The sequence below is a fragment of the Frigoribacterium sp. 9N genome, from assembly GCF_902506305.1.
Lineage (GTDB): Bacteria > Actinomycetota > Actinomycetes > Actinomycetales > Microbacteriaceae > Frigoribacterium.
This window is the reverse complement of sequence record NZ_LR733392.1, coordinates 1,442,707-1,455,611: the sequence shown is the minus strand read 5'-3', so window position 1 is coordinate 1,455,611 and position 12,905 is coordinate 1,442,707. Positions and strand designations below refer to the sequence as shown.

The window sequence follows — 12,905 nt, the reverse complement described above, 5'->3', positions numbered from 1 at the left end:
CCCACGGACGGGTCCGCCGCGCACCCACGGACGGGCGGACGGGCCTACCGTGGCGCGCAGCACCCACCCGCGCACCCGGAGGCCCCCATGCCGTCACCCTGGCTCGACGCCGCTCCCGACGTCACCACCGACAGGATCGACCCCGAGACCGTCTACGACGACGTGATCGTCGGCGGGGGCCTGACCGGACTCGTCACCGCCTTGCTGTTCGCGCGTCGCGGTCACCGGGTCGCCGTCCTGGAGGCGCGCACGGTCGGCAGCGTCGCGAGCGGCAGCGGGTCCGCGTCGATGTCGCTGCTGCAGGGCAGGCAGCTCCAGCGCATCCGCACGAACACCTACCAGAGCGTCGTCGACGCCTACGTCGCGGCCAACCGGGCGGGCTTCGACTGGATGGTCGACTACCTCGACGAGGCCGGCGTCGAGGTCGAGCGCCGGGACGCCTTCAGCTACGCGACGACCCGGGCCGGGCTCGCCACGGTCGACGACGAGTACCTCGTCGCGAGGAAGGCCGGCCTCCCCGTCGTCAAGGAGTTCGGCCTCGACCTCCCGTTCGGCACGACCGGCGGACTCCGGTTGCCCGACCAGGCGCAGTTCGACCCCGTGCAGGCGATCGTCGCGCTGGTGGCGGACGTCCGGGCGCTCGGTGGCGTCGTCGTCGAGGGGGTGCGCGTCACCGGCGTCGACGCGACGAATCCGACGGTGACCCACAGCGACGGTCCCGACGTCCGCGGCCGCCGCGTGCACGTCACGACGGGCAGCCCCGTGCTCGACCGCGGCCTCTACTTCGCCAAGCTCCGCAGCGAGCGCTCCTACGGCCTGGCCTTCGAGGGCGTCGACGACCTGCCGGACGGCATGTACCAGGCGGTCGACGGTCCCACCCGGTCGTTCTCCGCGGTGGGCGACCGCCTCGTGACCGGCGGCAACCGGCACCCGGTGGGTCGCGCCTCCTCGACGATCGCGATGGTCGACGACCTCGCCGAGTGGACGACGCGCCACTGGCCGGGTGCGCGGCCGACCCACTCGTGGAGCGGTCAGGACTACGGCACGCCGCACCACGTGCCGTTCGTCGGCTGGCTGCCGCGGGGTCGGGGCCGCATCTACCTCGCGACCGGCTACGAGCACTGGGGGCTGACGAACGCGGTCCAGGCCGCGATGACCCTCGTGTCGGACGTGCTCGGCGACCCGCAGCCCTGGATGACCACGCTGCACGGGCGGGTCACGACGCCGATCGCCATCGCGTCGGGGATCGGCATCAACGCGGCCGACGCGTGGTGGGCGGCCAAGGGCTGGGCCGGCGCGATGACCCGCCGTCTGGTCGCCGTCGCCCCCGCCGAGGGCCAGGGCGAAGTGGGCCGCTCGGGTGGCTTCGCCCCCGTCGCGCGCTCGACCGTCGACGGCGAGGTGTGCACCGTGTCGGCGATCTGCCCGCACCTCGTCGGCATCGTCACCTGGAACGACTCCGAACGGTCGTGGGACTGCCCGCTGCACGGGTCGCGGTTCGCCGCCGACGGCAGCGTGCTCGAAGGACCGGCGACCCGCGGCCTGCGTCGTCGCGGCTGACGCGCCGCCGGTCCGTCGCCACCTGGCCCCGAGACACGAGGAGGCGCTGGTGGCGTACCGGCGCGTCGTACGCGTAAACTGTCCCCAGCTTCACCGCCCGGGTGTTCTCCGGTCCGCGCCTCCTCCGGTGCGAGTCGACACCTCGGCGTGACGGGGCTTCGGGGCACGTGCCGTCGTCGGACTGCCCGCCACGAAGGTCGCCCGTCGCGAAGCCGGTACAGCTGTCCATCGCGCGGCACCCCGCCCCGCACGCATCCGGCGCGACCCTCTCGGTCGTCGTCCGTCCGGGTCGCCGAGCCTCTCGGCGTCCCGCGCAGCACCCTCCGCCGACACGGCGGCACAGCACCGTCGACGTCCCGCGTCGACCACGAGGAGGAGCCTTGGCTCGACCAGGCCAGCGTCAATCGGGTGGTACCCGCACCGCCCAGCGTCCGAACCGTCGCCGCGAGGTCGACAACGACGGGCTGATCCCCGTCCTCGCCCGTGCGGTGCGCGAGGTCGAGGCCGCCGCGCAACGCGGTCAGGTGAAGCCCTCGAGCCGCACCAAGTTCCAGGTCATCGCCCTGCTCATGCGCGAGGAACGCGCCCGGGTCAAGGTCGACAAGGCCATCAGCGAGTCCGAGCGCGCCGAGCAGATGAAGCGCCTCGACGGCGTCGCCCAGATCCTGGCCAAGACCGCCGCCCGCGACACGTCCCTGATCACCCTGCTGGGCGACGCGGCCACGGTCAGCGAGGCCGCCAAGACGCTCAAGCGCGACATGCAGATGTCGGCCGGGCTCGAGCTCGAGCCCGAGCAGCAGATCATCGTCACCGAGGCGGCGCCGGTCGCGCCGACCTCCGAGCGACAGGTCGTCCCGCAGTCGGTCATCTCGCGGCAGCTGGCGAACCCGTTCCTGCCGCCCGACTTCGCGCTCGCCGAGGTCGCCCGCGAGGCGCACCCGCGCCGGCTCGCGAACTGGGAGCTCTTCGGCCCCCTGTTCAAGTCCTTCGAGTACGGCGCCGGGGGAGGCTCGGCCTGCATGCCGCTGCCCGAGCCCACCACGGTCGATGCCCCCGCGGGCGCCACCCTGATGCACCACCAGGCGCAGCTCGTCGAGTCCGCCCGCCAGGGCCACCGCACCTACCTGCTCGCCGACGAGCCCGGCCTCGGCAAGACCGCCCAGGCCCTGCTCGCCGCCCAGGCGGCCGCGGCGTACCCGCTGCTCGTGGTCGTGCCGAACGTCGTCAAGACGAACTGGGCCCGCGAGGTCCAGCTGTGGACGCCGACGCGCACGGCGACCGTCATCCACGGCGACGGCGAGAAGCTCGACGCCTTCGCCGACGTGGTCATCGTCAACTACGAGGTGCTCGACCGTCACGTCGGCTGGCTCGGCGAGCTCGGCTTCAAGGGCATGATCGTCGACGAGGCCCACTTCATCAAGAACAAAGAATCGCAGCGGTCGAGGCACGTGCTGCAGCTCGCCCAGCGCATCCGGTCGCGCACCGCCCACCCGCTGCTCATGGCGCTGACCGGCACCCCGTTGATCAACGACATCGAGGACTTCCGCGCCATCTGGGAGTTCCTCGGCTGGATCGGCGACAAGAAGCCCGCCGCCGAGTTGATGGAGCGCCTCGAAGAGGTCGGCCTGACCCCCGCCGACCCCGGGTTCTTCTCGTCGGCGCGCGAGATCGTGATCGACCTCGGCATCGTCCGTCGCAAGAAGGTCGACGTCGCCTCCGACATCCCCGCCCGCCGCATCGCCGACCTTCCGGTCGAGCTCGACGACGAGGTGGGCCGGTCCATCCGCGACGCCGAACGCGAGCTGGCCCGCCGCATGGTGCAGAAGTACCGCACCGCGCTCACCACCCGCACGTCCGGCGTCCGCGTCGAGGGCATCGATCACGACCTCGTCCGCCAGGTCGCCAAGTGGGAGCTCGAGGACGCCAGCGCGTCGAGCACGGGTGAGAACGTCTTCAGCATGGTGCGCCGCATCGGTCAGGCCAAGGCCGGCCTGGCCGCCGACTACACCGCCCAGCTCGCCCGCAACGTCGGCAAGGTGGTGTTCTTCGCCAAGCACATCGACGTCATGGACGTCGCCGAGGCCACCTTCGCCAAGCGGGGCATCAAGTACTCGTCGATCCGCGGCGACCAGACCCCGGCCGTCCGACAGCGTCAGATCGACGCCTTCGTGAACGACCCCGAGGTCGAGGTCGTCGTCTGTTCGCTGACCGCGGCCGGCGTCGGGCTCAACCTGCAGGTCGCCTCGAACGTCGTGCTGGCCGAGTTGTCGTGGACGGACGCCGAGCAGACGCAGGCCATCGACCGCGTGCACCGCATCGGCCAGGCCGAGCCGGTCACGGCGTGGCGCGTCATCGCGGCGCAGACGATCGACACGAAGATCGCCGAGCTGATCGACAGCAAGGCCGGCCTCGCCGCCCGGGCACTCGACGGCGACGACTCCGAGGTCGTCGACTCCGTCGACGTGCAGCTCTCGGCCCTCGTCGCCCTGCTCACCGAGGCCCTCGAAGCCTGACCCGCCCTCACCCCGCCGCACCGCGCCGCACCTCGACGCACCGCGTTTCGTGCACGGCACCGCGACACACCGCCGCACCTCGACGCACCGCGTTTCGTGCACGGCACCCCGACTAGTCACGGTGCCGTGCACGATTCGCGGTGTGGACGCGCGGGAGGCCGGCTCGCTCGAGCCGTGTGACGATCCGCTGCGGACGCGCGAGATCGCGCCAGACGGTTCGTGTCACCCGGTTCACGTAGGGCAGCCCCCTCAGCCGGTCTTCACGGACCTTCTCGAGGACCACGATCTCCTCCGCCGTCAGCCCGTGCCGCATCTCGCGGTCGAGGTACTTCACGAAGCCGTCGAACTCGTCGTACACGCCGTAGGCCTCCCACCCGAAATCGGTGAACCCGATGAGCCCTTCGTCGTCGACGTGCCGTTCCTGGAGACGGGGTGCCGGGAATCCGAGACCGTCCAGGGCGACCCGGTAGACCGATTCACCGGCGGAACCGGCCAGGGGGCTGGCGAACTCGGCGACCCAGGAGGCGCGGGTCGAGCCCCGGACACGGTCTCGTCCCAGCAGGCACGCCTGGTACTCGGCCAGCGTGCACAACCGACGTCGCAGGCAGTGGTCGAGGACGGCCACGGCCTGGCTGCGTGTCCCGCTCAGAGCGACGTCCACGGCCGTCCGGGCCGGCGTGGTCACGAGGAGACCCCGATGACTGGTGACCTCGTCCGAGAGCAGCGGTGCCGCATGCCTCGTCACGTGCGCACCCGTGTGGGTCCGGGCGCGCGCCGGGTCGGTCGTCGAGACGCGGGCGAGCGGCGGGCCGAGCACAGGCATGCCCCACACCGCGGCCGCCGAGGTGTGGGAGACGACGACCGCGTCACGCATCCGGCCGACCGCGGCCGCCGTTCGGACGGCGTGGCGTTCCTCGCGGCGCAGGCCCCGCCAGGCCGCCGACTCGACGTAGCGTCCGGGCGCGACGCGCACGAGTTCGCCACGCGCGTGGGCTCGGCGTTCCGACGGATCGTCGAACCGCGAGCGGATGAGGAGGGAACGAAGGTCTCGTTCGTGGGTGGTCACGCGTCGATCGTCTCGGGCGCGAGCGGACTCCGGGATCGGATCTCGCCACCCTGTGGAGGGATGCGGGGGACGGCGGAGCGCGGGACGAGAGGCCGTTCTCAGTCGAGGCGAGTTCGGTGGGTCGGAGAACACCCGACCACCGAAGGAGCACCCCATGCCCGAACTCTCCGGCTACGCCCACGTCGCCATCACCGTCTCCGACCTCGACACGAGCCTCGCCTTCTACGAGAAGCTGCTCGGCGCCGGCCCCGTCGGCCGCATCGAACTCGACGGCCTCGATCGCCGCATCTTCTCCGTCGGCAACGGGCAGATCCTCGGGGTGACGGCCTACACCGGGGGATCGAGCGCGGCCTTCGACCCGACCGTCCCCGGGCTCGACCACATCGGCCTGGCCGTGACCGATCGTGACGGCGTCGTCGCCTGGCAGGAGCACGCCACGTCGGTCGGCATCGAGTCCGACCTGCAGGACGCGGACTTCGGCCACGCCCTCATGATCAAGGACCCCGACGGCAACCAGATCGAGTTCTTCGCCCCGCCCGCACAGAGCTGACACGGGCCGCCTGCTGCGACGGCACCGCGTTTCTTGCACTGCACCGCGACTAGACGGTGTGTGGCGCACGAAACGGGGTGCGGACGCGCGGGGGCCTTTTACCCAGGACGCGCCGGACCGGGCCGCCTGCCGGCATCGCACCGCGATTCGTTCACCGCACCGCGACTAGAGGGGGCGTGCTGCACGGAACGCGGTGCGCTGCATGGCGGCGGGCGGCGGCTGGCGGGCGGCGGGCGGCGGGGCGGCGTGCGACGAGCGGGGCGCGGCTTGCAGAGACCGGCAAAGAGTGGCAGAGCGGGGGTCGGCCTCAGCGGTCGCGGGCGGCGGTGAGCAGCTTGCGTTCGTCGGCGGGCTCGAGCCCCGCGCCGTGGGGGCCCGCCGGGCCGGGACGCGAGAGTTCCCACGCGAGGACGTCGCGCAGCGTCTCGTCCACGGGGCGCGGCACGAGCCCGGCGGCCCGGCTCGCGCCTCCTGACCGGGCGCCGAAGCCAGCGTGCGTGGCGACGGGCACCCAGAGGGACATCGACCGGGGCCCGGCCCACGGCCCGACCCCGTGTGCGTCGAGCCAGGCCTCGTCGACCCGGACGACCTCGCCCGTGTGGCCGGCGACCCGGCGGGCCGCGGCGAGGTGGTCCGTCAGCGGGTGACGGTCGCCCACCGCGTCGAACGTCCCCGAGAGACCTCGCTCGACGGACGCGACGATCCAGCTCGCCAGGTCCCGGACGTCGACCGGCTGCACGTCGAGGCCGGGCACGTCGGGCACGAGCACGGGATCGGGCTCCGAGGACGCGGCGGCCAGGGCGAAGCGCAGCGGCCACCAGCCCGTGCGGCCCGTGTGGTCGCCCGGTCCGCCGATGAGGCCCGCCCGGACGAGCAGTGACCGGTCGGCACCGAACGCCTCGACGACGGCGCGCTCGCCCGCGACCTTCGACCCGCCGTAGTCCGACTCGTCGGCGTCGACGAGGGCCGCCGTCTCGTCCGCGCCGGTGGTCGCGGTGTCGGCGTAGACGCTGACGCTCGAGACGAAGACGAAGGAGGCGCTGGCGGGTTCGAGCACCGAGACGGCGTCACGCACGTGCGACGCGTCGCGGCTCAGGTCGACGACCGCGTCCCAGCGTCGTCCGCCCTCGAGCACGGCGTCGTACGCCCCGGGCGTGCGACGGTCGGCCCGGACGAACGCCGCGCCCTCGGGGACGTCGCCGGACGACCCGCGGGCGAGACACGTGACGTCGTGGCCGCCGGCGAGGGCGGCCTCGACGATCGTCCGACCGAGCCAGGCGGTGCCGCCGAGGATCAGCAGCCGCAGGGGGCGACGTGCCGAGGAGGTCGTGCCGGTCGGGCCCACGACGGCGTCAGAGACCGAGCTTGGCCTGGACGTCGGCGAGCGAGGGGTTCGTGGCCGTCGAGCCGTCGGGGTAGACGATCGTCGGCACGGTCTGGTTGCCGCCGTTGGCCTTCTCGACGATCTCGGCCGTGCCGGGGACCTCTTCGATGTTGACCTCGGTGAAGGCGATGCCCTGCTTGCCGAGTTGCTGCTTGAGGCGGGCGCAGTAGCCGCACCACGAGGTGCTGAACATGGTGATGGTGCCGGACTCGGGGACGTACGTGCTCGCGATGTCGCTCATCACCCCAGGTTAAGCCCGGTCGGCGGTGAGCGCCGGGGGAGTTGTCTGGGAGGCGTACCAGCACGCACCACGAAGGGAACACCATGGCAGACACGGTCGCCGACCAGATCATCGCCCAGCTCGTCACCGCCGGCGTCCGCCGGATCTACGGCATCGTCGGCGACAGCCTGAACCCGATCGTCGACGCCGTGCGTCGCACGGGCGGCTCGGCGAAGGGCGGGATCGACTGGATCCACGTCCGCAACGAGGAGGCCGCGGCGTTCATGGCCTCGGGCGACGCCCAGATGAGCGGCGAGCTCGCCGTCTGCGCCGGGTCGTGCGGCCCGGGCAACCTGCACCTCATCAACGGGCTCTACGACGCCAACCGCAGCCGTGCCAAGGTCCTGGCCATCGCCAGCCACATCCCGAGCACGATGATCGGCTCGGACTACTTCCAGGAGACCCACCCCGACCGCCTCTTCGTCGAGTGCTCGGGCTACAGCGAGATGATCTCGTCGGCCGAGCAGTCGCCGATGGTCGTCGCCAGCGCGATCCGGCACACCCTGGCGGGCGAGGGCGTCAGCGTGATCACGCTGCCGGGCGACATCGCCGAACTCGACGCGGGCGGCAAGGTGCCCGCCTACGTCAGCGTCCGCCCGCCCGAGCTCGTGCCCGACCGGCACGACGTGCAGGCCCTGGCCGATGCCGTGAACCAGGCCGACACCGTCGCGTTCTTCGTCGGCGAGGGCGGTCGTGGGTCGCACGACGAGATCATCGCCCTGGCCGACCTCGTCGGTGCCCCGATCGGGCACAGCCTGCGGGGCAAGGACGTCATCCAGTACGACAACCCGTTCGACGTCGGCATGACCGGCCTGCTCGGCTACGGTGCCGCCCACGCGGGCATCCACGACGCCGACCTGCTCGTGCTGCTCGGCACCGACTTCCCGTACCCGCAGTTCCTGCCGGACGCCTCGACGGTCACCATCGCCCAGGTCGACGTCGACGCCGCCGTGATCGGTCGTCGCGCCGACGTGCAGGTGCCCGTCCACGGGGCGATCGCCCCGACGCTCCGGGCGCTCATGCCGCTCGTGAAGCGCAAGAAGAACCGCAGGTTCCTCGAGAAGACCCTCAAGAAGCACGAGAAGTTGATGACCGGTGCGGTCGGGGCCTACACGAAGAACGTCGAGAAGATGCGGCCGATCCACCCCGAGTACGCGGCCTCGCTGCTCGACGAGGTCGCCGCCGACAACGCCATCTTCACGGCCGACACGGGCATGGGCAACGTCTGGGCCGCGCGCTACGTCACCCCGACCCCGCGGCGGCGCATCTTCGGCTCGTACCTGCACGGCTCGATGGCCAACGCCCTGCCGCACGCCCTAGGCGCGCAGATGGCCTACCCCGATCGCCAGGTCGTCTCGATCTCGGGCGACGGCGGGCTGTCCATGTTGATGGGCGAACTCGTCACGGCGCAGATGTACCAGCTGCCGGTGAAGATCGTCGTGTTCAACAACTCGACGCTCGGCCTCGTCAAGCTCGAGATGCTCGTCGACGGGTTCCCCGACTTCGGCGTCGACGTGCCCTACACGGACTACGCCGCCGTGGCACGCGCCATCGGCATCCACGCCGTCCACGTCGACGACCCCCGCGACCTCCTGGCGGCCTACGAGGCAGCCTTCGAACACGACGGTCCGGCGCTCGTCGACATCGCGACCGACCCGAAGGCGCTCTCGCTGCCCCCGACGATCACGGGCGCCCAGGTGAAGGGCTTCTCGCTCGCCATGTCGAAGATCGTCATGAACGGCGGCGCGGGCGAGGCCGTGGCCATGGCGCGGTCGAACCTGCGCAACGTGCCGCGTCCCTGAGGTCGGCGCCGCGCCTCCTGCCCCCTCGCTGTCGAGGGGTCAGGAGGCGCGGGGCGCACGCGGGGGACGCCTCGCGACCCTGCCCGCCACGCGGGGGACGCCTGGCGACCCTGCCCGCCCGGCTCAGCCGGCGGCGGGAGCGCTACGTGCGGCGAGCCGGGCGACGGCCGCGAGCGGGATGTCGATCCAGTCCGGCCGGTTGCGGCTCTCGTAGATCGCCTCGTACACGGCCTTGTCGATCTCGAACGCGTCGAGCAGGGCCCGGGCGGCCCGGACGTCGACGCCGGACGAGGCGACGTACCCGTCGACGAACGCGCGGCGGGCGTCGTGCGCCCAGGCCGCGGCGTCCACCGGGACGGCCTCCTGCGCCAGCGAACCGGCCACGTAGTCGAACGACCGCAGCATGCCCGCGATGTCGCGGATCGGCAGGTCGGGGCGCGAGCGCTCGGGCATCGGCCGCAGGGGCTCGCCCTCGAAGTCGATGAGCATCCAGCCGCGCTCGGGCGAGAGCAGGGCCTGACCGAGGTGGAGGTCGCCGTGGATGCGCTGCAGGTCGGGCCAGTGCAGGTGCTCGGCCGCGTCGTAGACGGCTCCGATCGCGGCGGCGTGCTCGGCGATCTGCGGCACCTCGCGCGACGCGGTCGTGATGCGTCGACGCATGCTCGTCAGGGCCCCGGCGATCTCGTCGTCGCCCGCGGGGACCGTGCCCAGGTCGGCGGCGAGGGTCGCGTGCACCTCGGCGACGGCGACGCCGAGCGCGTGGGCCTCGGCGGTGAAGTCGGTACCGTCGGCCGCCGCCGTCAGGGCCACGCGCCAGGCGTCCTCGAGGCCGGGGAGGAACTCCTGCGAGAAGGCGAGGTGGCCGGTGGCCGTCCCGCCCTCGCGCCCGACGTCGGGCCAGGTCGCGCGCAACGAGCCGAACGACGAGGGGACGTGCGTCGACCCGCCACGGGTCAGGGCGGCCTGGGTGGTGACGTCCGGGTTGTCGCCGTGGTGCAGCACCCGGAAGACCTTCGCGATGACCTGGTCGACGGGGCCGCCCTCGACGTCGTAGACGATCGAGGTGTTCGACTGTTCGCCCGAGAGCACGCGCGAGCGACGCACCTGCCCGGGGTCGACGATTCGTGTGCCGTCGACCGTGACGTCGGCACCCACCACGTGCGCCTCGGCGGACATGGTGCGCAGCAACTCCCGGGCGTAGGCCGGGTCGTGGGGACCGTCGTAGAGGTAGCGTCCGTCGGCCGAGCCGATGAAGGCCGCGTCGCCGCCGGGCAGGGGGGTCGCGCGGCTGACGAGGGGCACCTGGTAGAGGACGGGGACGTCCGCCGCCTCGTCGATGATCAGCAGCGTCATGGTGAGGGCGTCGTCCACCTCGGCCTCGAACGATCCGATCACCCGCAGGGCGGGCGTTCGTCCCTTGGTCGCGTACCAGCGCTGACGCGCCATCCATCCGGCAAGAATCGGTGCCACATCGCTCATGCGACGACCCTACGCCGGGCCGCCCCGCGGGGTCCGGGAGGCCGGTCACCAGGCCTCCCGACTAGAACGGAGGGATGAGCCCCGCATCACCGCGCCGCACCGAACAGACCGAGATCGAACGCAAGTACGACGTCCACGAGAGTGCCGGGGTGCCCGACCTGGTCGGGGTGGGGGGCGGCGCCGCCGAGGCGCTCGTCGTCGACGGCGTGGGGCACGACGACCCCGTCGAGCTCGCCGCGACCTACTGGGACACCGTCGACCACACGCTGCTCGGGGCCCGGACCACCCTGAGGAGGCGCGAGGGCGGTGGCGACGCCGGATGGCACCTCAAGCTGCCGCCGTCGGCCGGCACGACCGGGCGCCGCGAGGTCCACTGGCCGCTCGGCGACCCCGGCGAGCCCGTGCCGGACGCGCTGCGCCGGCTGGTCGAGGCGCGGCTGCGGGGCCGGCCGGTGCACCCCGTGCTCCGACTCGAGACGACGCGCACCGTGACCCGCCTGCTCGACGGCTCGGACCGCGAGCTGGCCGAACTCGCCGACGACGTGGTGCGGGCGTCGAACCCCGACACGGGCGTGCTGCGCACCTGGCGCGAGTGGGAGGTCGAGCTCGCGCCGGGCGTCGACGGCGACGAGGGCGAGCGGCTGCTCGACGCGGTCGCGGAGCGGCTGGAGGCGGCCGGTGCGTCGCTCTCGTCGTCGAAGTCGAAGCTGGCCAGAGGGCTGGGTTCGGAACTCGCGGTGCCGGCGGCGTCGGGCGACGGCGCCGGCGGGGCCGCCTCGACGGTCGTGCCTGCCCCGGCCACCCCGGCCCCGAAGAAGAAGTCGGCGGCGGCCTTCGTCGCGACCGCCGCCACGGGTCTCCGTGACGACCTGCTCGCGGTGGACGCCGCCGTGCGCGACGGCCGGCCGGATGCGGTCCATCGGCTGCGGACCACGACCCGGCGGCTGCGCGCCCTGCTGACCGTGTGGGACGGCGTCCTCGACCCCGGGCTCGCCGCCGCCGTCGTGGCGGGTGCCCGCCACGTCGGCCACGTCTCGGGTGCCGCTCGGGACGTCGAGGTGGCGCGAGGCCGGGTGGCGACCCGCGCCTCCTCGGCTCCGGAGGGCTTCGTGGCCGCCCAGGTCACGGGGCGGATCGACGCCCGGCTCGGCGAACGACTCGACGAGGCCGTCGGTGACGTGCGTCGCCTGCTCGACTCGGGCGCCTGGTTTGACCTGCTGGACGCGGTCGACGCGATCGTGGCGGCCCCGGCGACGGGGGACCACGCCACCGACCCGGCCGCCGACCTCTCGGCCGCGCGGCTGCGGGCCGAGCGGAAGCGGACGAGGCGGGCGGTCCGGGCAGGGCTGGCGGCCGTGGACGCGACGGACCGCGCAGGCGCCGTGGACGCGCTCCCGGTCCTGCACGACGTGCGGAAGGCCGCCCGACGACTGCGGTACGCCCTCGAGGCCGACCGGGCCCGCAGCGGATCGGGCCGCGGCCGGGCCCGCCGGGCCGAGGCCGTCCAGGACGCCCTCGGCGAGCACCGCGACGCCCTCGCGGCGGTGCGGACGATGCGCGAGGTCGCGACGCTCGCGAACCGGTCGGACGAGGACGGCTTCGGCTACGGCGTGCTGGCCACCCTCGAGTCCGCCCGTGCCGACGACGCCCTCCGCCGCTTCCGCCGCGCCGCCGCCGACCTCTGACGTCGGGACGCCGACCTCTGACGTCGGACCTCGGGCGCGGAAGGGGTCAGGCGGAGCGGCGGGCGAGCAGCGCCTCGAGCTTGCGCACGGTCGCGTCGTTCCGGGCCGTGACCGGAGTCGGCAGCCCCCGCCACCAGGCCGCCGGCACCCGCGAGGCGAGCACGCCTGCCGGCAGCCACTGGCGGACGGCGTCGGGCGAGACCACGATCTCTTCGTCGCCCAGGTCGACGTCGGGAGGCGCCACCCCGTCGAGCGCGCCCGGCACCTCGGCGAACGCGACCGACAGCAGCTTCGGCTCGCGCTCCTCGCGTCGGAGGGGGTTCGCCACGGCCAGCCGCGTGAAGCGCTCGGCGTCGAGCAGCACCAGGTCGGCGTCGACGCCGGTGGCCCGGGCGATCGCCGCCCGGAGCCCGGCGGCGTCGTCGGCACCGAGCCGCGACGACGCCCCGAACACCAGGTTGCCGCTGTTGAGCAGCGTCTCGGGGCGCTCGAAGCCGAGGTCGGCGGCCACGCGCCGCAGGTCGGCCATGGCCACCCGTTTGGCCGTGCCGACGTTGACGCCCCGCAGCAGGGCGACGTGGTCCAC

Annotated in this window: 10 protein-coding genes; 5 read left to right on the top strand and 5 right to left on the bottom strand. The window is 73.2% G+C overall.

The features are described from left to right. Together ARTHRO9V_RS09860 and ARTHRO9V_RS09855 are read left to right on the top strand one after the other, a co-directional pair. A partial coding sequence (locus ARTHRO9V_RS09860; protein WP_370516194.1) for an FAD-dependent oxidoreductase occupies window positions 1-1,560 on the top strand: 1,560 nt, incomplete at its 5' end. A gap of 380 nt (window positions 1,561-1,940) precedes the next feature. Continuing rightward, window positions 1,941-4,073: a DEAD/DEAH box helicase gene (locus ARTHRO9V_RS09855; RefSeq protein ID WP_056048208.1), complete on the top strand. Its 2,133-nt coding sequence runs from the start codon at window positions 1,941-1,943 to the stop codon at window positions 4,071-4,073. A gap of 112 nt (window positions 4,074-4,185) precedes the next feature. On the opposite strand, the gene ARTHRO9V_RS09850 is transcribed toward ARTHRO9V_RS09855, so the two are convergent. Continuing rightward, entirely contained in the window at window positions 4,186-5,139 is a 954-nt protein-coding gene (locus ARTHRO9V_RS09850; protein WP_148053714.1) for a hypothetical protein, read from the bottom strand. 154 nt (window positions 5,140-5,293) lie between these two features. Between ARTHRO9V_RS09850 and ARTHRO9V_RS09845 the strand changes: the two genes are divergently transcribed. Next, entirely contained in the window at window positions 5,294-5,689 is a 396-nt protein-coding gene (locus tag ARTHRO9V_RS09845; protein ID WP_056048202.1) for a VOC family protein, read from the top strand. 307 nt (window positions 5,690-5,996) lie between these two features. On the opposite strand, the gene ARTHRO9V_RS09840 is transcribed toward ARTHRO9V_RS09845, so the two are convergent. Both ARTHRO9V_RS09840 and ARTHRO9V_RS09835 read right to left on the bottom strand, forming a co-directional pair. Then, window positions 5,997-7,034, bottom strand: coding sequence for an NAD-dependent epimerase/dehydratase family protein (locus ARTHRO9V_RS09840; RefSeq protein ID WP_236557014.1), 1,038 nt, complete (start codon window positions 7,032-7,034; stop codon window positions 5,997-5,999). A gap of 7 nt (window positions 7,035-7,041) precedes the next feature. Beyond that, entirely contained in the window at window positions 7,042-7,314 is a 273-nt protein-coding gene (locus ARTHRO9V_RS09835) for a mycoredoxin (RefSeq protein WP_056048200.1), read from the bottom strand. A gap of 83 nt (window positions 7,315-7,397) precedes the next feature. Between ARTHRO9V_RS09835 and ARTHRO9V_RS09830 the strand changes: the two genes are divergently transcribed. Then, the gene (locus tag ARTHRO9V_RS09830) at window positions 7,398-9,155 is read left to right on the top strand and encodes a pyruvate dehydrogenase (RefSeq protein ID WP_159826861.1); all 1,758 of its coding nucleotides are present in this window, start codon (window positions 7,398-7,400) and stop codon (window positions 9,153-9,155) included. Window positions 9,156-9,278: 123 nt separating this feature from the next. Here ARTHRO9V_RS09830 and ARTHRO9V_RS09825 read toward each other — a convergent pair whose 3' ends face one another. Beyond that, window positions 9,279-10,634 carry a maltokinase N-terminal cap-like domain-containing protein gene (locus ARTHRO9V_RS09825; protein ID WP_159826859.1) on the bottom strand — a complete coding sequence of 452 codons (1,356 nt, stop codon included), beginning with the start codon at window positions 10,632-10,634 and terminating at the stop codon, window positions 9,279-9,281. A gap of 74 nt (window positions 10,635-10,708) precedes the next feature. Between ARTHRO9V_RS09825 and ARTHRO9V_RS09820 the strand changes: the two genes are divergently transcribed. After that, entirely contained in the window at window positions 10,709-12,319 is a 1,611-nt protein-coding gene (locus ARTHRO9V_RS09820; RefSeq protein WP_159826857.1) for a CYTH and CHAD domain-containing protein, read from the top strand. 46 nt (window positions 12,320-12,365) lie between these two features. On the opposite strand, the gene ARTHRO9V_RS09815 is transcribed toward ARTHRO9V_RS09820, so the two are convergent. Beyond that, entirely contained in the window at window positions 12,366-12,905 is a 540-nt protein-coding gene (locus ARTHRO9V_RS09815) for a DUF1697 domain-containing protein (protein ID WP_159826855.1), read from the bottom strand.